This is a genomic window from Phytohabitans sp. LZ39 (assembly GCF_059359075.1).
Genome location: NZ_JCADBM010000009.1, coordinates 151,964 through 174,056, shown reverse-complemented (window position 1 = coordinate 174,056; position 22,093 = coordinate 151,964). Strand labels below are relative to the sequence as shown.

Annotated in this window: 18 protein-coding genes; 7 read left to right on the top strand and 11 right to left on the bottom strand. The window is 70.5% G+C overall.

Annotation, left to right across the window (positions count from 1 at the left end; translation table 11 throughout):
* Window positions 1-257: 257 nt before the first annotated feature.
* The 5 genes from AC5L36_RS19320 to AC5L36_RS19300 form a co-directional block, all read right to left on the bottom strand.
* Window positions 258-1,382 carry a 5-methylcytosine restriction system specificity protein McrC gene (locus tag AC5L36_RS19320; protein ID WP_441218004.1) on the bottom strand — a complete coding sequence of 375 codons (1,125 nt, stop codon included), beginning with the start codon at window positions 1,380-1,382 and terminating at the stop codon, window positions 258-260.
* 1 nt (window position 1,383) lies between these two features.
* Window positions 1,384-2,871, bottom strand: coding sequence for an McrB family protein (locus AC5L36_RS19315; protein WP_441218002.1), 1,488 nt, complete (start codon window positions 2,869-2,871; stop codon window positions 1,384-1,386).
* Window positions 2,872-3,364: 493 nt separating this feature from the next.
* Window positions 3,365-5,017: an ATP-binding cassette domain-containing protein gene (locus AC5L36_RS19310; RefSeq protein WP_441218001.1), complete on the bottom strand. Its 1,653-nt coding sequence runs from the start codon at window positions 5,015-5,017 to the stop codon at window positions 3,365-3,367.
* Window positions 5,018-5,034: 17 nt separating this feature from the next.
* Window positions 5,035-6,144: an XdhC family protein gene (locus tag AC5L36_RS19305; protein WP_441217999.1), complete on the bottom strand. Its 1,110-nt coding sequence runs from the start codon at window positions 6,142-6,144 to the stop codon at window positions 5,035-5,037.
* The gene (locus tag AC5L36_RS19300) at window positions 6,137-6,718 is read right to left on the bottom strand and encodes a nucleotidyltransferase family protein (protein WP_441217997.1); all 582 of its coding nucleotides are present in this window, start codon (window positions 6,716-6,718) and stop codon (window positions 6,137-6,139) included. The genes AC5L36_RS19305 and AC5L36_RS19300 overlap by 8 nt, the downstream gene beginning before the upstream one ends.
* Before the next feature lie 11 nt (window positions 6,719-6,729).
* Here AC5L36_RS19300 and AC5L36_RS19295 point away from each other — a divergent pair, with 11 nt between their 5' ends.
* Window positions 6,730-7,866 (top strand): epoxide hydrolase family protein, encoded by a 1,137-nt coding sequence (locus tag AC5L36_RS19295; RefSeq protein ID WP_441217995.1) that lies wholly within the window; start codon window positions 6,730-6,732, stop codon window positions 7,864-7,866.
* Window positions 7,867-8,044: 178 nt separating this feature from the next.
* Here the strand turns inward: AC5L36_RS19295 and AC5L36_RS19290 are convergent, their stop codons facing one another.
* On the bottom strand, window positions 8,045-8,308 hold the full coding sequence (locus AC5L36_RS19290; protein ID WP_441217993.1) for a hypothetical protein: 264 nt from the start codon (window positions 8,306-8,308) through the stop codon (window positions 8,045-8,047).
* Window positions 8,309-8,358: 50 nt separating this feature from the next.
* Here AC5L36_RS19290 and AC5L36_RS19285 point away from each other — a divergent pair, with 50 nt between their 5' ends.
* The 5 genes from AC5L36_RS19285 to AC5L36_RS19265 all read left to right on the top strand — a co-directional run bounded on the left by AC5L36_RS19285 (window position 8,359) and on the right by AC5L36_RS19265 (window position 16,204).
* Window positions 8,359-8,664, top strand: coding sequence for a DUF1905 domain-containing protein (locus tag AC5L36_RS19285; protein WP_441217991.1), 306 nt, complete (start codon window positions 8,359-8,361; stop codon window positions 8,662-8,664).
* 48 nt (window positions 8,665-8,712) lie between these two features.
* Window positions 8,713-10,206: an amino acid permease gene (locus AC5L36_RS19280; RefSeq protein ID WP_441217989.1), complete on the top strand. Its 1,494-nt coding sequence runs from the start codon at window positions 8,713-8,715 to the stop codon at window positions 10,204-10,206.
* Window positions 10,207-10,269: 63 nt separating this feature from the next.
* Window positions 10,270-12,375: a glycogen debranching protein GlgX gene (gene glgX / locus AC5L36_RS19275; protein ID WP_441217987.1), complete on the top strand. Its 2,106-nt coding sequence runs from the start codon at window positions 10,270-10,272 to the stop codon at window positions 12,373-12,375.
* The gene (gene treY / locus AC5L36_RS19270; protein WP_441217985.1) at window positions 12,372-14,711 is read left to right on the top strand and encodes a malto-oligosyltrehalose synthase; all 2,340 of its coding nucleotides are present in this window, start codon (window positions 12,372-12,374) and stop codon (window positions 14,709-14,711) included. The genes glgX and treY overlap by 4 nt, the downstream gene beginning before the upstream one ends.
* Window positions 14,712-14,782: 71 nt before the next feature.
* Window positions 14,783-16,204, top strand: coding sequence for an alpha-amylase family glycosyl hydrolase (locus AC5L36_RS19265; protein ID WP_441217983.1), 1,422 nt, complete (start codon window positions 14,783-14,785; stop codon window positions 16,202-16,204).
* Window positions 16,205-17,305: 1,101 nt separating this feature from the next.
* Here the strand turns inward: AC5L36_RS19265 and AC5L36_RS19260 are convergent.
* The 4 genes from AC5L36_RS19260 to AC5L36_RS19245 are packed head-to-tail and all read right to left on the bottom strand — an operon-like array spanning window position 17,306 to window position 20,186.
* Window positions 17,306-18,184 carry an LLM class flavin-dependent oxidoreductase gene (locus AC5L36_RS19260; protein ID WP_441217981.1) on the bottom strand — a complete coding sequence of 293 codons (879 nt, stop codon included), beginning with the start codon at window positions 18,182-18,184 and terminating at the stop codon, window positions 17,306-17,308.
* Window positions 18,185-18,198: 14 nt separating this feature from the next.
* Window positions 18,199-19,191, bottom strand: coding sequence for a Rossmann-fold NAD(P)-binding domain-containing protein (locus tag AC5L36_RS19255; protein WP_441217979.1), 993 nt, complete (start codon window positions 19,189-19,191; stop codon window positions 18,199-18,201).
* Window positions 19,192-19,233: 42 nt separating this feature from the next.
* Window positions 19,234-19,740 (bottom strand): GNAT family N-acetyltransferase, encoded by a 507-nt coding sequence (locus AC5L36_RS19250; protein ID WP_441217977.1) that lies wholly within the window; start codon window positions 19,738-19,740, stop codon window positions 19,234-19,236.
* Between the two features lie 8 nt (window positions 19,741-19,748).
* Window positions 19,749-20,186, bottom strand: coding sequence for a DUF3307 domain-containing protein (locus AC5L36_RS19245; protein ID WP_441217975.1), 438 nt, complete (start codon window positions 20,184-20,186; stop codon window positions 19,749-19,751).
* Between the two features lie 113 nt (window positions 20,187-20,299).
* Here AC5L36_RS19245 and AC5L36_RS19240 point away from each other — a divergent pair, with 113 nt between their 5' ends.
* Complete coding sequence (locus AC5L36_RS19240) at window positions 20,300-21,724, top strand: Nramp family divalent metal transporter (RefSeq protein ID WP_441217973.1); 1,425 nt, start codon at window positions 20,300-20,302, stop codon at window positions 21,722-21,724.
* A gap of 58 nt (window positions 21,725-21,782) precedes the next feature.
* On the opposite strand, the gene AC5L36_RS19235 is transcribed toward AC5L36_RS19240, so the two are convergent.
* Complete coding sequence (locus AC5L36_RS19235) at window positions 21,783-22,010, bottom strand: CPCC family cysteine-rich protein (protein WP_441218236.1); 228 nt, start codon at window positions 22,008-22,010, stop codon at window positions 21,783-21,785.
* Window positions 22,011-22,093 lie beyond the last annotated feature (83 nt).

Sequence of the window (22,093 nt, the reverse complement as noted above, 5' to 3'; positions counted from 1 at the left end):
GCCCCGAAGGGCGAGCCTGCCCACGCTGAGCCGCGTCATCGACTTAGGCCGCGATCCGGACCGCATTCACCGCGGCACAATCACCGACCGCCCCTTGAGGTTCCTACAGGCGTTGCATTGAGATTAGAAACCCATCGTGCAGACATCTCACCAAAGGCACGAGGAAGCCCTCGATTCTGAGCCCACGTACGAATTCTTGACGACGCGTCGACGTCGCTATGGCGAGGTGTCGGCTTTTCTGGCCAGCGGTGGCGCTCTCAACCGCCGCCCGTGATGTCGATCGCGATCGTCTCGATGGTGGTGTCGCCGACCCTAAACGTGGCCTTGGCGGTGCTGGTCGCGGGGTGCAGGAGCGCGGCATACCGGACGCCGAGCCGACTTGTGTACGCCAGGAGTTGGTACAGCTCGCTGGTTGCCGGGCGGGCATGCCACTCGCGGTACTTCGCGTCGTAGACGGCAGTCGGCCGGCCGCCTGCCTTGACCACGAAGTCGGCGCGGCCTTCCCATGTGGGGTGGCTGTCGGTGAGCTGGATGCGGTGCTGAGACCGGATTACCTCGCCCATCGCGTACCGCGTGGCGAGCCAAGCTTCCACGTACCGCTCCCAGATACGCGTCATGTTGAACAGCACGCCAACGCCCGCGACACCGCTGGCCGTGGGCAGACTCGTGCGTCCCTCCAGGATGAGTAGCGCGAGGTCATGCGCCTCGCGATACCGGGATGCGACGGCCGGAATGGGCGTCGCGGGTCCGGTGAGCGGCGAGATCTGGTGCAGCGAGGCACCCAAGGCGCGCAGCCGGGTAGCGAGGCCACGGTCCTGGTAGGACAGTGCGGCTATCTGACGGTGTGCGGCGGCGACGAGCCGGTTGATCGGCACGTCCGTGGTGAGGCGGCGCGCGGTGGTGACCAGCCGGTCGGGGCGCCCCGCGTGGGTATTCAGATGCGCGGTGACAGCCGGCACGCCGCCAAATGGGGGACGGGTGAACGTCTGTGTCCGGTAGCCCTTTTCCAGGCCCTGCCCCACGATCCGTTCTACCTCGCGGGTGAACGCCATCGCGATCAGGTCCATCAGGCCATTGCCGCCGGTGGCGGCCGTGGCTGCCTCGCGCAGCAGCGTGGCTCGATCGCCGAGGCCTAGTAGCCGGGTGAGGTCGTCGAATGCGAAGCGGCTGATGATCTCCACAACCCGACCGGAGCGCAGGCTGAAGCGACCGGCGTACGGGCCCGGCGTCACGTCGTAGTCGTCCCCGTTGATCGTGAGTCGCTCGATGACTCGGGGCTGACCGGCGGCCCCGCGCCCGCCCTTGGTGAGCGCGGTGAGCTCGTCGGCCTCGTCCCGACTGAGGTCGACGGTCGTCGGTTGGTATTCGGTCAGGCGGATCACGCTAGGCGCGTTCGGCGATCAAGGCCCGAACGTCCGCGTCGAGCTGCTCCAGTTCGGTGGGGCGCTCGAACCAGTACTCGGCCAGGTATGGGCGAAGCTGGTACTCCCAGACGCGCTGAGCGGCACGTGCATCGATGCCCTCCACCATCCAGTACGAATGGCCCGGGCTGACCGGCGAGTCGTGACCGATGCGGTCGCGAATGAGCCGAAATACATCGAGCACCAGGTCGGCGTCACCCGCGTTGCTGCTTTCCGCCCATCTACCGAGGACATCGTCGCTGGGTAGGAGGGGGAAGGCATGGAAACGCCGTCGAAGCGCGAAGTCGAGCAGGGCGAGGCTGCGGTCGGCCGTGTTCATGGTGCCGAGCAGGATCACATTGCGCGGCACTGAGAACGGCGTCTGGGAGTAAGGCAGCGTGGCCGAGACCGTGTCCCGGTACTCCAGCAAGAGCAGCAGCTCGCCGAAGACCGCGGCCAGGTCAGCCCGGTTCATCTCGTCGATGACCAAGACGAAAGTCTCTTTCGGCACGTCGCGGGCCCGATCGCACAGCTTGGAGAAGACGCCTTTGCGGACCGCGTAGTGGAGGGTGCCGCCGTCGCTGCGCTCGGGGCGCAAGCCCTCAACGAAGTCCTCGTACGAGTACGCGGGATGGAACTGGGTGATCTCCACGTGCTCCGGTGATGTCGCCAGATGATGCGCGAGGTGCCGGGCGATGTGCGTCTTGCCAGTGCCGGGCGGGCCGTAGAAGACCGCCTGTCGCATGCCTTTCTCCAGCGCCTCCACCCATGCGTCGACCTGCTCCACCGGCAAGTGGCACGCCGAGGCTACGTCCTCAGAGGTGGGACGCTCGTCCACACGAGTCAGCTGGTCCTCCAGCAGGTGAAACCGAGGCCGACTCCGGCGCATGATTTCCGTCAGGATCGCGTCCGCCTCCTGCGGCGCCACGCCGTACTCGCGCCGCCACTCGATCAAGACCGCACAGAAGCGCTCGTAGCTGTCCTGGTTGTCGGCCCGGAACCGCACGTCGACCTCGACGCCGAGACCGGTCATTGTGGCGTTCATGCACACGCCGAAGCGCTCGGGATCGCGCAGATACAGGAGGTAGCTGGGGAGCGAGGAGCCGGCGCCAGGCAGAATCGTGCGATCGGCGTACATCTGGCCGAGCAGGTGCACCGCGTCCTCGAAGGACCGCCGCCACAGGTCCGAGACGACCTCATTGAACCGGACGGTGTTCTGGGCGAGTTTCGCCATCACGGCGCCGGCGAAGCCAGGGGAGAAACGGTCGTAACGGATGCGCCCGGCCTTGCCGTGCCGGTTGAACACCCGCCCCAGCTGTAGGATTTCCTGCGCATCCATGTGGCCGATCCGCGCGTCGATGATGCGTCGCGCCTCCCGCTCGGAGTCTTCCCGGCTGGACACGAAGTCGGTGCCGAAGAACTCTCGCCGCTCCGCGACGACCTCGCGCGTATCCCACCGCTTCGCCGGCATCGAGTCCCCTCCGTCGCTCGGAGGAGAATCGTATTCGTCCGCGGCCGGCATCACGCTTCCGAGGTCCTCACCGATCCGACAGGGCGAGGAACCGTCACGACAGGGGCGGCCAGGCGTGGCGTGGCGACCGCCGAAGTCGCCACGCCACTCTCCCATCGAGGAGGGCCCGTGGACTGACGCCATCGACGCCAGTGGATAGCGAGTATCACACCGGAACCAAAAACGCGTCAACACTTTCCGGAAACATACCGGTAACTGCGGCGCCACCCGAACGGCCACCACCATGGGGCCTAGCTGCTCAAACGGCTCAAATTCCGTAACTGTTGCGGTAGTGATCAGTCCTCGACGTATGCCGCCGCTTGTAGGGTGAACAGCTCCGCGTACAGGCCGCCCAGTGCCATCAGGGTCTCGTGGTCGCCGGCCTCGACCACCGTGCCGGCGTCGAGCACGTAGATGCGGTCGGCCGAGCGGACGCTGGAGAAGCGGTGCGAGATCAGCAGTACGGTGCGGCCGGCCAGCAGGGTGCGGATGCGTTCGAAGAGCTCCTGCTCGGCGCGCGCGTCGAGTGAGGCGGTCGGCTCTCGAGGATGATGAACGGCGCGCCGCGGAAGAACGCGCGGGCCAGCGCTATCCGCTGCCACTGCCCCACCGAGAGGTCGGTGCCGCCGATGAACTCGGGGCCGAGCTGCGTGGCGTACCCCTTGGGCAGCTCCTCGACGAAGCGGTCGGCGCCGGCCTGGCCGGCGGCGGCCTGGATGGCCTCCAGGTCGTGCGCGAGGGCGACCCGCCCGAGGCCGATGTTGTCGGCGGCGGTGAGGTGAAAGCGTTCGAAGTCCTGGAAGATGACGGCCACGTGTTCGCGCCAGCCATCCGGGTCCACAGTGGACATGTCGGTACCGTCCCAGCGGATGGTGCCGCCGTCCGGGCGGTAGAGGCCGGCCAGCAGCTTCGCGAGGGTGGTCTTGCCGGAGCCGTTTTCGCCGACGAGCGCGACCACCTCGCCGGCCGCCACCTCCAGCGACACCCCGCGCAGCGCGGGCTCGGTCGAGGTCGGATAGCTGAACGTCACGTCCTCGGCGGTCAGGCGGGCGAAGCCGGTCGGGGCCGTGCCCGTGGGCAGCGCCTGCCGCACCCGCGGGAGCAGCGCGGTGAAGGCCAGATAGTCGTCCAGGTACCGCCCCGACTCGGTCAGCGCGCCCGCCGACCACCCGGCCTCGGCCAGGCGACCGCCGACCAGCGCCACACCGGCCACCGCGATGCCGGCGGAGGCGAGCGGCACGGTGCCGCGCAGTGAGAGCCAGGCGACGGTGAACAACGTGGCGGCGAGCAGCGCGCCGATCATCAGGTTGGCGCCGAGCGTCACGAGGAGCTGGCGGCGGGCCACCTTCTTGAGTTCGGTGATCCGCTCCGTGTACAGCTGGTCGTGGCGGCGGCGCAGGTGCGCGGCCAGGCCGAAAGCGCGGACCTCCTTGGCCGAGTTTCGGCTTTGCAGCAGGCCGGCGAGGTAGTGGCGCTCGCGGTCGCGCGGGGTCATCTTCCAGAAGAACTTGTGGAACGCCTCGCCGCGCCGCGACGCCGCGAACCACGCCGGCAGCACCACGAGCGCGAGCAGCGGGAGCAGCGCGGGCGCGACCGCCACGATCGCGACGAGCGCGGCGACCACGCCGACCAGCGCGCGGAAGAGGCCGGAGAGGCCGAAGATCATGTTGAGTGCCTGGTGGCCGCTGCTCTGGATGCGCTGCACCCGGTTGTGAAACTCGGGCTCATCGAACATCGCCAGGTCGGCCGCGCCGGTGACGTCAAGGACGCGCCCCTCGACGTACCGGCCGACCATCTCGCCGAGGATCTGCTGCCGCTCGCGCTGGAGGGCGGCGGCGAGGGACTGGCCGGCCGCGACCAAGGAGATCGCGATGACCCACGGCAGGATGTCCGAAATGGACCCAGCGCTCGTGACCACGCGCAGCACTTCCTCGAGTGCTGACCGCCCGATCAGTAGCAGCCCGGCGAGGCCGAGGCCGCCCAAGACCTGGAGCGCGGTGGAGAGGATGAGGTCACCGCGGCCGGCGGTCCAGGCGATGGAGAGCGCGTGGCGGGCGAGCCGGGGCAGGTGGCGGAGTCCGACCGGGGGCGGATCGTCCACTCCCATGAAGACCACCATGCGACCTACCCGTGGATCCGCCCGGTCGTCTCCGAAAGGCGCACGCCGCGACCACCCCACCGGCTCGCGATGATCTCGGCGGCGATGCTGACCGCGGTCTCCTCGGGAGTACGCGCCCCGAGGTCGAGCCCGATCGGCGAGGCGAGCCGGGCCAGCGCGTCGGCGCCGACACCCGCCTCACGCAGCCGGTCCAGGCGGTCGTCGTGGGTGCGGCGGGAGCCCATCGCGCCCACGTACGCCAGCGGCATGTCGAGCGCGGCCTGGAGCACCGGCACGTCGAACTTGGGATCGTGGGTCAGCACGCACACCACCGTGCGCTCGTCGATCCGCCCGCCCTCGGCCTCGCCGGCCAGGTAGCGGTGCGGCCAGTCGACGACCACGTCGTCGGCCTCCGGGAAACGCTTGGCCGTCGCGAACACCGGCCGCGCGTCGCACACCGTCACCCGGTAGCCGAGGAAGGCGCCGATCCGCGCCACCGCCGCCGCGAAGTCGATCGCGCCGAACACGATCATGCGGGGCCGCGGCGCGTACGCCCGCACGAGCACGCTCAGCCCGCTGCCGCGGCGCTGGCCGTCGGGTCCATAGTGGAGCATCCCGGTGCGGCCGGCGGCGAGCAGCCCGCGCCCGTCGTCGGTGGCCGCGTCGTCGAGCCGCGGTGAGCCGAGCGTGCCCTCCCGCTCGCCTGGGCCGATCACCAGGTGGCGGCCCAGCCGCTCGGGCGGCCCCTCGACGCAGGTGAGCACCGCGACCGGCACACCCTTGTCGATCGACTCGGCCACCCCCGCCAGCCACGGGAAGCTCTCCCGGTCGACCCGCTCCACGAAGAGCTCGATCGTGCCGCCGCACGTCAGGCCGACGGAGAAGGCGTCGTCGTCGCTCACCCCGTATCGCTGGAGGCGCGGCGGCCCGCCGGCGACGACCTCTTGGCACAGCTCGTAGACCGCGCCCTCGACGCAACCGCCGGAGACGCTGCCGACCGCGGTGCCGTCCGGCCCGACAAGCATCGTCGCACCCGGCGGCCGGGGCGCACTCTTCCACGTGGCGACCACGGTCGCCATCCCCACCGGCTGGCCTTCCCGCCACCAGGGCAGCAGGTCGTCGAGGACGTCACGCATGGGAACCAGTGTGCTCCTCCGGCGTGTCGACGTCACGATCGTCCGCCACGTCGTCGCACGGCACCACCCGCACGGCCGCGCCGTGCGCGGCCAGGTAGGGGCGCGCACCCACGTCGCCGGTCGCGGCCGCCGCCACCCCCGCCCAATGCTCCCGCCCCAGCAGCACCGGATGCCCCCTGCGGGGCCCATAACCCGCCATCACCAGCGCATCGGGCGAGGCCAGCGCCGCGACCCGCCGCACCGCCGCGGGCGTCACCCCAGGAAGATCCACGAGGAGTACGAGCGCCGAGTCCACGCCCAGCGGAAGAGTCGCTCGCAAGCCGGCACCGAGCGAGGAACCCATGCCGCTCGGCCACTCCGGGTTGTCGACCACGATGGCGTTACCGAGCATCGCCTCGGCGCGCACCCGGTCGGCCGCCGCGCCAAGCACCACCACCACCGGATCGCACCCGCCCTCGCGCAGCGTCTCCGCGGCCCGCTCCACGAACAGGCGCCCACCGTGGCGGGCGAGGGCCTTGGGCATCCCGTACCGCCGGCCGGCTCCCGCGGCGAGCAACACCCCCGCGACGGTCATCGGCCTACTGTATGCCGGTGGAGAAGTTCGAGATCGACATCGACGAGGCTGTCATCACCGACCTGCGCGACCGCCTCCGCCGCACCCGGTGGCCCGAGCCCGCACCGGGTGAGCCGTGGTCGCAGGGCACCGACGACCAGTACCTGCGTGACCTGCTCGCCTACTGGACGGACGGCTACGACTGGCGGGCCCAGGAACGCGAGCTCAACCGCTTCGCCCACTTCCGCACCACCCTCGACGACGCACAAGTCCACTTCGTCCACGCCCGCGCCGCCGGCGGTGACGGCATCCCGCTCATCCTCACGAACGGCTGGCCCAGCACCTTCGCCGAGCTGCTCCCGCTGGTGCCGCTGCTCACCGACCCGGCGGCGCACGGCATCGACGGGCCGGCGTTCGACCTGGTGCTCCCCTCGCTGCCCGGCTACGGCTTCTCGCCGCGCCCGGCGCGCACCGGCGTCACGTACCCCTATGTGGCGAGCCTGTGGCACCGGCTGATGCGCGAGCTGGGATACGAGCGCTACGCCGCCGGCGGGAGCGACTTCGGCGCGGGCGTCGCCACGTACATGGGGCTCGTCGACCCGGAGCCGCTCATCGGCCTGCACTTCAGCACGCCCGAGATCCCGCCGTACACCGGCCCCGGCTCCCGCCCGCTCTCCGACGCCGAACGCGCCTACCGCGAGGGGTACGCCCGGTGGGCGCTCACCGAGCGCGGCTACAGCGAGATCCAGTCGACCAAGCCACAGACCCTCGGGTACGGCCTGGCCGACTCCCCCGCCGGACTAGCCGCCTGGATCCTGGAGAAGTGGCGCACCTGGTCCGACCCGCGCGCCGACATCTCCCGCGACCTGCTGCTGAACACGGTCACGCTGTACTGGGTCACCGGGACGATCACGTCCTCGATGCGCGACTACTACGACAACCGCTGGTTTCGCGAGCCACTCGGCCCCGACGACTTCGTGGCGGTGCCGACGGGCTTCGCGTGGTTCGGCCACCACATGGCCGACGAGGGCGACATGCCCCGCGAGTGGATGGAACGCCTCTTCGCCATCCAGCGCTGGACCCCCATGCCCCTCGGCGGCCACTTCGCGGCCGCCGAGGTCCCGGAGCTGCTGGCTGGAGACATCGCGGCGTTCTTCGGCTCGCTCTAGAGACCTTTTCGGAGTCAGGGTTCGCGGGCCCAGCCACAACGCACGGTCAAATCCGAGGCAGGATTTTTCCCAGGTCCGCGTCAGCGGTGGACCGTGTGCTACTGGCACGGACGTGGGCATATCTGTTTTCAGAAACTCACGACGGGGAAGCACCCGACCCGGCGAGGCTTCCAGCCGCTCAGATCAGCTGGTACAGCACGACGGCGAGCAGGCCCAGCCCCACGACGACCAGCGCGACGGTCCGTCGCCAGCTGCGCCGCGGGGCGGTGGTCATGTAGTCGGCCAGCTGCTCGTACGCCTGCACGCCGCCGGCGGGCGAGAGCGAGCTGGTGTACTTCACCTCCGGCACCGGCTGCGGCGGCGACACGTCCTGCTCGCTGCCGGTCGGCCGCACGCGCGGCGGCAGCCGGCGGTATCGGCTGCGCCCGGGCTCCTCGTCCACGCCCGCCATCGTCGCAGGCGTTGTCACACCTGGGTGCGATGCTGGCGTCCGTGATCGTGGATTTCGAGGCCGAGCTGTGGATCTGGGACGCCCGGCGGGACGACAGCTGGACCTTCGTCACCCTGCCCGTCGACGCCTCCGACGAGATCCGCGACCGCACGGCCGCGACCGGGCCGCGCCGCGGTTTCGGCTCGGTGCGCGTGCGGGTGACGGTCGGCACCACCACGTGGCAGACGTCGATCTTCCCCGACGGCGCCCGCGGTGCGTATGTGCTGCCGATCAAGCGGGCCGTCCGCAAGGCCCAGTCGCTCGAGGAGGGCGACACCGCCACGGTGACGGTCGAGGTTCTCGACTGATCTCGCCCTCGCCCGGCGAAAACCCGCTTCCTCGGGTCAAATGGTGTGATGAGCGTCCTCCGCACCAAGCCGGTCGAGCAGTCCATCCGCGACACCGAAGAGCCGGAGCACCGCCTGCGCAAGGAGCTGTCCGCGCTCGACCTGACCGTGTTCGGTGTCGGCGTGGTGATCGGCACGGGCATCTTCGTGCTCACCGGCGTAGCCGCCAAGACCACGGCGGGGCCGGCGGTGGCGCTGTCCTTCCTGATCGCGGGCGTGGCGTGCGGGCTGGCCGCCCTCTGCTACGCCGAGTTCGCCTCCACGGTGCCGGTCGCGGGCAGCGCGTACACCTTCTCCTACGCGACGCTCGGCGAGCTCGTCGCGTGGATCATCGGCTGGGACCTCATCCTGGAGTTCATCATCGGCGCGGCGGTGGTCGCGGTCGGGTGGTCGCAGTACCTCGGGGTGTTTCTGGAGACCATCGGCCTGGAGCTGCCCACGGCCGTCGCCAGCAGTGAGGACGGCGTGGTCAACCTGCCCGCCATCCTGGTCGTCCTCGTCCTCACCGTGGTGCTGGTGGCCGGCATCAAGCTCTCCTCGCGGGTCAACGAGGTGGTCGTGACGATCAAAGTGGCGGTCGTGCTGTTCGTGATCGTCGCCGGCGCGTTCTTCATCGACTCGGACAACTACCGCCCGTTCGTACCGCCGTCCGAGCCGGCGGCCGACACGTCGGGGCTGCACGCGACGCTCGTCGAGGCCGTGTTCGGCCAGGCGCCGGCCAACTTCGGCGTCAGCGGTGTGTTCGCGGCGGCGGCACTCGTATTCTTCGCTTTCATCGGCTTCGACGTCGTGGCCACCACCGCCGAGGAGACCCGGCATCCGCAGCGCGACCTCCCGCGCGGCATCCTCGGCTCGTTGCTGATCTGCACCACGCTCTACGTCGCGGTGTCGCTCGTCGTGGTCGGCATGCGCAACTACACCGACCTCGACGAGGCGGCGCCGCTGGCGGCCGCGTTCCGGGCCGTGGACAGGCCGTTCTTCGCCAACCTCATCACCGTCGGCGCGCTCGCCGGCCTCACGACCGTGATGATGATCCTCATGCTCGGCCAGAGCCGCGTCGCGTTCGCGATGAGCCGCGACGGGCTCCTGCCCCGCCAGCTGTCGATCGTCCATCCGCGGTTCGGCACCCCGTACCGCATCACGGTCATCGTCGGCGTCGTGGTCGCGGTGCTGGCCGGCATCATCCCGCTGGCCGAGCTCGCCGAGCTGGTCAACATCGGCACGCTCTTCGCCTTCGTCCTGGTCTCGATCGGCGTGGTCGTGCTCCGCCGCACCCGCCCGGACCTGCCGCGCTCCTTCCGGCTCCCGCTGATGCCGCTGATCCCGGTGCTGTCGCTCGTCGCCTGCCTGATGCTGATGTTCTTCCTCACCGTGGAGACCTGGCTGCGCTTCCTGGCCTGGATGCTGCTCGGCTTCATCGTCTACTTCCTCTACAGCCGCCGCCGCAGTCGCCTCGCCGTGGACCGGCGGGCCGCAGCGGATAGCCAGCTTGACCAGGTTTAAACCGTAAATCGAATCACGTGCCTTTGACGATCAAATGCCCAGGCCAGGCCGTACTGTGTGGTTATGCTGGTCTGGCCTGGGCGTCGCTACCCCTTGGGCGCGACGTATGACGGTGTTGGCACCAACTTCGCGCTCTACTCGGAGGTGGCGGAGGCGGTCGAGCTGTGCCTCTTCGACGCCGACGGCACCGAGCAGCGGATCGAGCTGCCCGAGGTGGACGCGTTCGTCTGGCACGTCTTCCTGACCGGTGTGGAGCCGGGCCAGCGCTACGGCTTCCGCGTGCACGGGCCGTACGACCCCGGCCGCGGGCTGCGTTGCAACCCCAACAAGCTGCTCCTCGACCCGTACGCCAAGGCGGTCGACGGCGACGTGCGGTGGGATCCGGCGCTCTACGGGTACGACCTGGAGCACCCCGAGCGGATGTCCGAAGTGGACTCGGCGTCGTTCGTGCCGAAGGCGGTCGTCGTCAACCCGTACTTCGACTGGGGCAACGACCGCCCGCCGCGCACGCCCTACCACGACACGCTCCTCTACGAGGCGCACGTCAAGGGCCTCACCTGGCGGCACCCGGACATCCCCGAGCAGCTGCGCGGCACGTACGCGGGCATCGCACACCCCGTGATGATCGACCACCTCACGCGGCTGGGCGTGACGGCGATCGAGCTGATGCCGGTGCACCAGTTCATCCACGACCACCACCTCGACGAGCGCGGGCTGCGCAACTACTGGGGCTACAACACCATCGGCTACTTCGCGCCCTACCACGGGTACTCCGCGATGGGGCACCTCGGTCAGCAGGTGCAGGAGTTTCGCGGCATGGTGCGGGCGCTGCACGCCGCCGGCATCGAGGTCATCCTCGACGTGGTCTACAACCACACCGCGGAGGGCAACCACCTCGGCCCGACGCTCGGCTTCAAGGGCATCGACAACGCCGCGTACTACCGGCTCGCCGACAACGCGCCGCAGCAGTACATGGACTACACCGGGTGCGGCAACAGCCTCAACATGCGCGGCCCGCAGACGCTCCAGCTCATCATGGACTCGCTGCGGTACTGGGTGCAGGAGATGCACGTCGATGGTTTCCGCTTCGACCTGGCCGCCGCGCTGGCCCGGGAGTTCTACGAGGTCGACCGCCTCTCCACGTTCTTCGAGGTGGTGCAGCAGGACCCGGTGGTGAGCCGGGTGAAGCTCATCGCCGAGCCGTGGGACATCGGGCCGGGCGGCTACCAGGTGGGCAACTTCCCTCCCCTGTGGACGGAGTGGAACGGCAAGTTCCGGGACACCACCCGCGACTTCTGGCGCTCGCAGCCGGTGCTCGCCGAGTTCGCCAGCCGGATCAGCGGGTCGTCCGACCTCTACCAGGACGACGGGCGCCGGCCGTTCCACAGCATCAACTTCGTCACCTGCCACGACGGCTTCACGCTCACCGACCTCGTGTCCTACAACGACAAGCACAACGAGGCGAACGGCGAGGACAACCGCGACGGCGAGAGCTACAACCGCTCGTGGAACTGCGGCGTGGAAGGCGCCACCGACGACGCCGAGGTGCTCGCGCTCCGCGCCCGCCAGCGCCGCAACTTCCTCGCCACGCTGCTGCTCTCCCAGGGCGTGCCGATGATCAGCCACGGTGACGAGCTGGGCCGCACCCAGCGCGGCAACAACAACGTGTACTGCCAGGACAACGAGTTCTCCTGGGTCGACTGGGAGGACGTGGACGAGCAGCTGCTGGAGTTCGTCCGCCACCTGACCGCGTTCCGGGCCCGCCACAAGGTCTTCCGGCGCCGGCGCTTCTTCACCGGCGACCTGGTCAAGTCGCGCAGCGCGTCCACGCCGGTCGCCGACATGGAGTGGTTCGCCCCGGACGGGCGGCAGATGCAGGGCACCGACTGGGACAGCGACGTCGGCGCGCTGGCCGTCTTCGTCAACGGCGAGGGCATCCGCGAGCGCGGCCGGTACGGCGAGCGGCAGTGCGACAACTCCTTCCTGCTCTGCTTCAACGGCCACCACGAGCCGGTCGAGTTCGTGCTGCCGCCGGAGGAGTACGGCGAGAAGTGGCAGACGGTCATCGACACCACGGAAGGCGCGCCGCTCAGCCCGGAGACCCTGGGCGCCGGCGCGCGGGTGCGCGTGCCCGAGCGGTCGCTGCTGGTGCTGGACAGAGCGCTATGACCCAGCGGCCGCGCCCCGAGGCCGGCAAGGTCCGGCCCGAGGAGCGAAGCGACGAGGGCGGCCCGCGCCGGCAGCTCGGGGCGCTTCGCGAGCGAAGCGAGCGCGGCCAGCAGAGCCCCACGTACCGCGTCCAGGTGCGGCCCGACTTCGACCTGCTCCAGACCGCGGAGCTGGTCGACTACCTCGCCACGCTCGGCGTCGGCCAGCTCTACACCGCGCCGCTGCTCGCCGCCGCGCCCGGCTCCGCGCACGGGTACGACGTCGTGGACCACTCCCGCGTCAACCCGGAGCTGGGCGGGCCGGCGGCGCTCGACCGGCTGCGCGAGGCGCTGCACGCGAAGGGCCTCGGCCTCGTCGTCGACATCGTGCCCAACCACGCCGGCGTCGCGGTGCCGTCGGTCAACCCGGCGTGGTGGGACGTACTGCGGCGGGGGCAGGCCTCGCCGTACGCGCGGTGGTTCGACATCGACTGGGAGCGCGGGCGGATCCGCCTCCCGGTGCTCGCCGACGACCCCGCCGCGCTCGACGACCTCAAGGTGGTCGGCGACGAGCTGGTGTACCAGGAGCAGTGCTTCCCGATCGCGGACGGCACCGGCGGCGGTGAGCCGCGCGAGGTGCACGACCGCCAGCACTACCGGCTCGTCTCGTGGCGGATAGGGCCGAGCTACCGGCGCTTCTTCGCGGTGTCCACATTGGTCGGCCTGCGCGTGGAGGACCCGGAAGTGTTCGACGCCACGCACGCCGAGATCCTTCGCTGGCAGGCCGACGGCATCCGGGTCGACCACCCGGACGGGCTCCGCGACCCGGGCTCCTACCTGGCCAGGCTGCGCGCGGCGGCACCGTCCGCGTGGCTGCTGGCGGAGAAGATCCTGGAACCGGGCGAGCGGCTCCCCCGCTCCTGGCCGGTGGACGGCACCACGGGATACGACACGCTGGGCGAGGTCTGTGGGCTCTTCGTCGACCCGGAGGGTGAGGATACGCTCAGCCGCCTCGCCGGGAGCGCGAAGTGGGCCGACGTCGCGCACCGGTCCAAAGTGGAGGTCGCGACCACGCTGCTGGCCGCGGAGCGGGACCGGCTGGCCCGGCTCGCACCGGAGATCCCGCGGGCCGCGGACGCGCTCGCCGAGCTGGCCGCCTGCTTCGAGGTCTACCGCTCGTACCTGCCCAGCGGCGCGCGCCACCTGGCCGCCGCGCGGGTCGAGGCCGGCCACCGGCGTCCCGACCTGACCGAGGCGCTGGAGGCGGTCACCGCCCGGCTCGGCGACCCCGAAGACGAGCTGGCGGTGCGCTTCCAGCAGTACACCGGCGCGGTGATGGCCAAGGGCGTCGAGGACACCGCGTACTACCGGTACACCCGCTTCGTGGCGCTCAACGAGGTGGGCGGCGACCCGAGCCGCTTCGGCGTGACGCCGGAGGCGTTCCACCGCGCGGCCGCCGTGCGCGAACGGGACTGTCCACACTCGATGACCACGCTGTCCACACACGACACCAAGCGTTCCGAGGACGTCCGCGCGCGCCTGGCGGTACTCGCGGAAATGCCGTCGGAATGGGCGGCGACGCTGCGCCGCTGGACGGAGGCGGCGCCGCTCCCAGACGCGTCTTTGGCGCTTCTGCTCTGGCAGACGCTGGCCGGCGCCTGGCCGATCGAGCGGGAGCGCTTCCACGCCTACATGGAGAAGGCGGCCCGCGAGGCGGCCGTCTCGACCAGCTGGCAGGATCCGGACCGCGACTTCGAGGCGGCGATGCACGCCGCGGTCGACCGCGCGTACGACGACGAAGGGCTGCGCGCCGACATCGGGGCGTTCGTCAAGAGCATCACGCCGCACGGCTGGTCCAACTCGCTCGGCCAAAAGCTCGTGCAGCTCGCGATGCCGGGCGTGCCGGACACGTACCAGGGCACCGAGCTGTGGGACAACTCGCTGGTCGACCCGGACAACCGGCGGCCCGTCGACTTCGGCACGCGGCGCGACCTCCTCGCCCGCCTCGACGCCGGCTGGCTCCCCCCGGTGGACGGGACCGGCGCGGCCAAGCTGCTCGTGACAAGCCGCGTGCTGCGGGCCCGGCGCGATCACCCGTTCACCGGCTACTCACCGGTATCGGTGGAAGGGCCCGCGGCCGAGCACGCGGTGGCGTTCGACCGGGGCGGCGTTGTGGCGGTAGCCACCAGGTTGCCGGTCAGGTTGGCATTTCGCGGGGGCTGGGGCGAGTCTAAGCTGGCTTTGGCTCCAGGGCGCTGGACCGACGCGTTGACGGGACGCACGTGGCAGGCCCGGCGGGTGCCGTTGTCCGAAGTGCTGTCCGCCTACCCAGTAGCTCTCTTGGTGGCTGCCACATGATGACGCGATTCAGTGTGTGGGCGCCGGAGGCCTCGCGGCTCCGCGTGCGCATCGGAGGAAAAGACCATCCCATGGCGCTCGACGCCGGTGGGTGGTGGCGCACCAACGTCGCTTGCGCCGCGCACGGCACCGACTACATGTACCTGCTCGACGACTCCGACGAGCCGCTGCCCGACCCGCGCTCGCGCTGGCAGCCCTACGGCGTGCACGGCCCGAGCCGCACGTACGACCACGCCGCCTTCCCGTGGACCGACGACGAGTGGACCGGGCGCGACCTGCCCGGCGGTGTCATCTACTCGGTGCGGGTGGGCGCTTTCACCCCGGACGGCACGTTCGACGCGGCGATCGCCCGTCTCGACCACCTTGCCGACCTCGGCATCGACGCGGTCGAGCTGCACCCGGTCAACATCGAGCGCGGCTCGGGCCACCACAGCGCCTGCTGGTACACGCCACACCCGTCCTACGGCGGGCCGGACGGGTTGAAGCGCTTCGTCGACGCCTGCCACGCGCGCGGCATCGCGGTGGTGCTCGACCTGGCTTACGACCACCTCCAGCCCGGCGCCGGCACCCACCGCATCGGCCCCTACCTGGCCGAGGTGGCCAACACGTGGGGCCACACGCTCGCGCTCGACGGCCCGCACGGCGCCGGCATGCGCAGCTTCATCACCGACAACGTGCTGATGTGGCTGCGTGACTACCACGCCGACGGCGTGCGCCTCGACGCCGCACACACGCTCATCGACCGCGACGCGCTGCTGCTCGTCGACGAGCTGTCCACCGCGGTGTCCGCGCTCTCCATCAGCCTGGGCCGTCCGCTCGCGCTGATCGCCGGCTCGGGCCTGGCCGGTGCCCGCTTCATCCCCGGCCCCGGCGCCGACCTGGCCGACCTGCTTGCCCCGTCCCCGGGCGGCGCGGCCGGCATCACCGCACTCGACCGCGACTACGGCGCCGAGTTCGGGTCGCTGGAGCAGCTGTTCGGCATCCTGCGCGCCGGCTTCTCCACGGTGCTGAGCACCGACCGCCCCACCGCCGCCCTCTCCCCCGGCCTGCTGCGCATCGGTGCGACGCTGCTGCTCACCGCGCCCTCCACGCCGGTGCTCCAGATGGGCGAGGAGTGGGCCGCCCGGATGCCCACCCCGCCGGAGTGGGGCGGAGTCAGCGCCCTCGACTGGTCCGAGCTCGACAAGGCCGAGCACCGCGACATGCTCGACCTCCACCACCGCCTGATCGCGCTCCGCGAGAGCCAGCCCGACCTGGCCAAACCGGTGCTGAAGCGGAGCGAGGTCTGGCACGGCGGCAGCTTCCTGGCCATCCGCCGCGGCACCTGCGTGGTCGTCGCCAACCTGCGCCGCACCCCGCAGAGGATCAACCTGCACGGCACCGCACGTACGGTGCTGGCCGCGACCGAGCCGGGCCTGGCGCTCGCACACGACGCCGCCGACCTACCGGGCGAGTCGGCCGCGGTGATCGCCTGCTGCCGCTTCGACCGCTGACCCATGCCTCCACCTGACGCGGCCTAAAACCTCGCTCTGAAAACAGCTTTGGGCTACCGCGATGTCCGTCGTGGTCGCTCTCCGTTGCTCCCGCGGCCTCACCCGTCCGCTGTTGGTCGCGCTTTCCCTTTTGCCTTCGGCGGATGCGCGGCCCGCGGTGCAGGGGTGTTTGTCCACAATGCCTGTTGCCGGACAGGCATTGTGGAGGCTTCGCCGCCCTGAGTCACCGCCGCCGCCGTGCGCGCGGCCCAAGACTCGAGATCTAGGAGAGTTAAGGGGCCATAACGACCCAAATTCTCCTAGATCTCGAAGTTTCTCACCTGAGCCCGCTGGCGCTGCGTCACAGACGGTGGCCGGCCCGTCCTGTGCGGGCAGGAAATCCATGTAGTGCCGTCGGCCCTTGCCGGTCCTGTCATCCGCGCGTCTCCGAATGCCCAGGTGAGCACCTGATCGACTTGGGTACAGGCCGCTGCTCCCGCGACCTCACCGGTCCGCTGTTGGTTGCGGTTACTGCTGCGCCTCCGGCGGGGCCTCGGGCTCCGGCCGGGCCGTCCCCGGCTTGTTTCACGTTCTTGGGTGGGTGGTTGCGGTGCGAGCCGTGCCGGGCTTCGCACGCTGGCGGCGGCTTCGGGGTGGCCCGGCCTCGGCGCGGGGTCATGATCGATGTGGTTGATATTTATGCATCGTCTGGAAGTAGATCTAGAACACTTTTGGTTGCCCCTTCGACCCCAAGTGTTCTAGATCCACTTGTGGCGTCTCTTGCCACTCACCCAGGAAGCGACAAATGGTCTATAGGTGCCGCGTAGGCGCCCTGTGGTGAGCTATGGATCGCATGGTTATGCGCTGTCTAGCATTTCTGCGGACGACGAGCAGACCAGCGCGGCCTAGCCGGATCCCAAACTCGGTCCCGCGGCTGGCGACGCTTCGTCGGGATGCCGGCGGTGGCCGCTGATTTTGTCCCGCGCAGCTGGCATCCACGTCGCGGAGAGGTTGCCGCCGGGGCAGCCGTGACCAACGGCGGATGGGTGAGGCCGCGGGAGCGACGGTCTGGACCACGACGGACGTCGCGGTAGCTCGAATGGCTATCTAGGTTGTGGGGTCCTACGGGACCAGGGGGCGGACGTCTTCGGCGACGAAGCGGACGAAGGCCTCCGGGTCGGGGTCGTCGGCGGTGGGCTGGAGGATGACGGTGTCGGCGCCGGCCTCGACCCAGGCGTGGATGGCCTCGGCGAACTGCTCGGCGCCGCCGGCGATGCTGCGGCCCTCGATCGTGTCGTAGCCCCACTTCACGCGCTCGGCCTCCAGGCGGGCGGCCGCCGTGGGGCCGGTCGCGGCGTGCACGTACGCGACGATGGTGTGCGGGTCGTCGGCGCCCTGGGCGCGGCGGGCGCGGCCCTCGTCGACGAGCGCGCGGGCCCGGCGCAGCTCGTCGGGGCTCTTGCCCCCGTCGACGATCGTGCCGTCGGCGACCTCGCCGCAGAGGCGCAGCGAGTTGGGGCCGGTGGCGCCGGCGAAGATGGGCGGCGTCGCGAGTGGCGGCATGTCTAGCTTGACGCCGTCGAGCGTCACGTAGCGGCCCTTGGTGGTGACCCGCTCGCCGGAGAGCAGGGCGCGCAGCGCGTTGGCGTACTCGCGGAGGAGGGTGACCGGCGACTCGACCCGCGCGCCGACCTGGCCCATCCAATCCTGCACGCCGTGGCCGATGCCGACCAGCGCGCGGCCGGGGAAGTAGCGGTCGAGCGCGGCCATCTCCATCGCGGTCAGCGCGACGTTGCGCAGCGGGACGGGCAGCAGGCCGACGCCGACCCGCAACCGCTCGGTCCAGCCCAGGGTGGCGGCCATGCTGGCGATGCCGCCCTCGAGGAAGCAGTCTTCCCAGAGCCAGAGCTCCTCCAGCCCCGCCTGGTCGGCAGCCTTGGCCACGGAACGCAGGCGCTCCGGCGGGTTGTAGGGCAGGTATACGGCGCCGAGTGTCGTCATGCCGCGATCCTGCCTCACGCCTCCGACAGAGCGGCGATCAATTCCCGCTCGCGGTCCGTGGTCAGGCCGGCCTTGCGGGTGCGGTCGAGGCCCTGCTCGCGTTCCCAGGCGAGGGTGTCGGCCACGACCTGCTCGCGCGGGCGGTGCCGCAAGCCGGCGGCGACCGCGGCGGCGCCGCTGCGCGCGTTGAACGCCTCCCAGCCGGGCGACGCGATCCACATGGGCAGGGACTCGTCGCCCATCCACTCGGCGACCTCCCGCGACCGCAGCCAGGCCGATTCGGCGGTGACCACCGGGCCGTCGTGGCCGCCGACCGCGCGGGACAGCGCGATCCACTCGCCGAGCGGCACCACCGGGCCGACCGCGTCGAACGTGCCGGTCGTGCCGGCCTCGGCGGCGTCGATCAGCCACGCGGTCAGGTCGCGCACGTCGACCACCTGCGTCGCCTGGTCGGGCGCGTCGGGCACGAGCAGCGGTGCCTGCGGGGCGCGGGCGGCGCGGGCCACCCAGTAGCCGGTGCGGCCGGTGTGGTCGCCCGGCCCGCCGATGAGCCCTGAGCGGGCGATCAGCAGCCGGTCGCCGACCGCCGCGAGGCAGGCCCGCTCGCAGGCCACCTTCGCCTCGCCGTACAGCTCGCGGTCGACCGTGTCGAGGTCGGTGGGGGGCAGCAGCGCGCCCGACTCGTCCGCGCCGTGGGTGCCGTGGTCGGCGTAGACGTTGCCGGACGAGACGTACGTCCAGTGCCGGGCCCGCGGGGCGAGCGCGTCGAGTGCGCCGCGCACGAAGCCGGGCTGCCACGACACGTCGACGACGGCGTCCCAGTCACGGCCGGCCACCTCGTCGTACGCGCCGGGCGCGCTCCGGTCGGCGGCGACGTGTACCGCGCCCTCGGTCACTCCGCCGCTCTCACCTCGCGCGAGGCACGTCACCGCGTGCCCGCGGGACAGCGCCTCCCGCGCCAGCTCGCGACCCAACCATGCCGTGCCACCCAGGACCAAGATCTCCATAGACCCAGACAACCAGTCGGGTACCGCCGGGCCCAGCCCTGTTCACCCAGAGCGCAAGCGCTCGACCAGGATCTGACCTGGCCATTCGCCCACAGCGAACACATCGGTGGCGGTGAAGCCCTGCCGCTCGTAATAGCGGACCAGCGCGCGGTCGTCGCCGGCGTAGCAGTCCACGCGCAGCTGGCGGGCGCCACGCTGGCGGGCGATGGCGCGGGCGTGGTCGAGCAGCCGGGCGCCGACGCCCCGGCCCGCGTGGGCCCGGCCGGCGACGAGGAGGTTGACGTACAGCTCGGGCTCGGTCGCCGGCGGAACGTAGGGCATCGCCTCACCGACGGCGAGGGCGCCGGCGACCTCCCCGTCGATGCGGGCCAGGTGCAGCCTGCCGGTCTCGGCCCACTCGGTGATCTGGGCGACTCCGCGCGGGTTGGTCGAGCGTGGTTGGGTGCCCCACTGGCCGGTGCGACCGATGCTCACCAGCCAGGCCGTGGCGTCGTCGAGCAGCGCGAGCACGGCGTCGACGTCGTCCGGCCCGCCCGGCGTGATCCGCATACCTCTTTCTACAGCCTCGCGATCAGCAGCGCGGAGACCAGGAGTGAGAACCAATGAAGGGCCTGGTCGGCGACGTACATGCCGCAGACCGGCGAGGTCTGCTCCGCGAACACCGGGGAGCGGGTCAGCCGCAGCAGGTTGCGTACCGGGGTGCGGCGGTCGAGGATCGCATGGCTGACGACGCTGAAGCCGAAGCCGGCGACAAGGCCGGACGCGGAGAGCGGCAGCTCCAGGGTGAGCGCCGTGCCGGCGAGCACCGCGCCGGCGGTGAGGTGGTAGGTCAGCAGGTGGCCGACCATCGCGCGCAGGCCGGCCTGCCCCTTGGCCGCCTTGTTGTCCGCCTGCTTGTCGGTCTGCGCGATGTGGTCGCCGAGCTGGTGCCCGATCAATAACGCGAGAAGGGCCACCCCGAAGGTGGCCTGGAGGGTCAGTTGCTCGGCGCTCATCATGGCATCCTGCGCGACCGCTCAGCTTCGATCAGCGTGGTAGCTGACACTTCTGGGGATTGTGGCAAAGCTCGCCCAGGTTTCGAGTGTCGACCGAGTGGGGACAGGGCGGCATGACACAGACGGCCGCCGATCGATTTCCCACCCGCCACCTGCCCGCGGTGACGGTGCGTGAGCTGCCGGATCCGCCGCGTTCGCCGTGGCGGATCATCGGTCCGGGGGTCGTGGCGGCCGGCGTGGGGCTGGCGTCCGGCGAGTTCGTGCTCTTCCCGTACATCGCGTCGCAGGTCGGGCTGGTCTTCCTGTGGGCCGCGGCGGTCGGCATCATCACCCAGTACTTCCTGAACATGGAGATCGAGCGCTACACGCTCGCGACCGGCGAGACCGCGCTGACCGGGTTCTCCCGTTTCTGGCGTCACTGGGGCCTGGTCTTCGCGATCATGGTGTACTTCGCGAACCTGTGGCCGGGGTGGTCCACCAGCTCGGCCACCATGGTCACGTACATCTTCGGCGGCGACGCCACCTGGATCGCGGTGGGCATGCTGCTGGTCATCGGCGCCACCCTGACCCTCGCGCCGGTGGTCTACGTCGCGCTGGAACGCGTCGAGTTCGTCAAGGTCGCGCTCGTGGTGCTCTTCATCGTGGTGGCGATCGGGTTCGCGATCAGCGCCAGCGCATGGGGCGACCTGCCGGAGACCGTCACGAGCCCGGAGTTTCCGACCGAGCTCGGCTTCGCGCTGATGCTCTCCGCCCTCGTCTTCGCCGGCGCGGGCGGCGGCCAGAACCTCTGCCAGAGCAACTGGATCCGGGACAAGCGCTACGGCATGGGCGCCTACGTGCCCCGCCTGGTCAGCCCGGTCACCGGCGAGGAGGAGGCGGCCGCCGGCGGTGGCGGCTACGTCTTCGAGCCGACCGACGACAACCTCGGCCGCTGGCGCCGCTGGTGGAAGCTGGCCAACCAGGAGCAGCTCGCCACGTTCGTGCTGATCTCGTTCGTGACGATCGTGCTGATGTCGATGCTCTCCTACTCGACCGTCTTCGGCGTGCCCGGCCTGGAAAACGGCGTCTCGTTCCTGGAGGTGGAGGGCGAGAAGCTCAAGGAGCTCGTGGGTGGCTGGTTCGGCACGCTCTTCTGGGTGATCGGGGCGCTGTCGCTCTTCGCCGCCGCGCTGGGCATCGTCGACTACACCAGCCGGCTCGCCGCCGACGTGCTCAAGACGTCATACCTGCCCCGGGCCTCGGAGAGCAAGCTCTACTTCGGACTCGTGTGGGGTCTGGTGGCGATCGGCTGCGGCATCCTGATCGCCGGCTTCGACCAGCCGCTGCCGCTGCTCGTGATCTCCGCCTGCGTCGGCGGGCTGATGATGTTCTTCTACTCGATCCTGCTGCTGGTGCTCAACCGCAAGGTGCTGCCCAGCCAGATCCGGCCGCGCGCCTTCCGGGTCGCGGCTCTGGTGTGGTCGATGGCCCTCTTCGGCGTCTTCTCCGCGCTCACCGTCTGGCAGCAGGGCGACAAGCTGCTCGACTGGCTGCGCTGATCATGGTGACCTGGGCGCGCCCCAAACGCGCCCGGGTCCTCACGACCAAGCCTTGGACCTACACGATCTCGTCGGGGCGCGGCTTGCGCACCACTTCCCGATACTTGGGGTGGCTCGCGCCATACAACGCGAAATTGAGCTTGGCCTCGCCAAGTGTGAGATCGCCGTTGGGACCGCCAACGTCGACGAACGCTCCCGGATCCGCCTGTGCGGCGTCGGTCCAGAAGCAGACCGGGCACGTAGCGCACCCAGTCCGGTAACCACAACATGGACAACGGCTTATCACCGATGCCTGACCCTTACCACCCACGCGCCCTACCCTTTCACGCCACCCGCCCCCGGCGTAACCCGGGGACGGGTGACGGAATG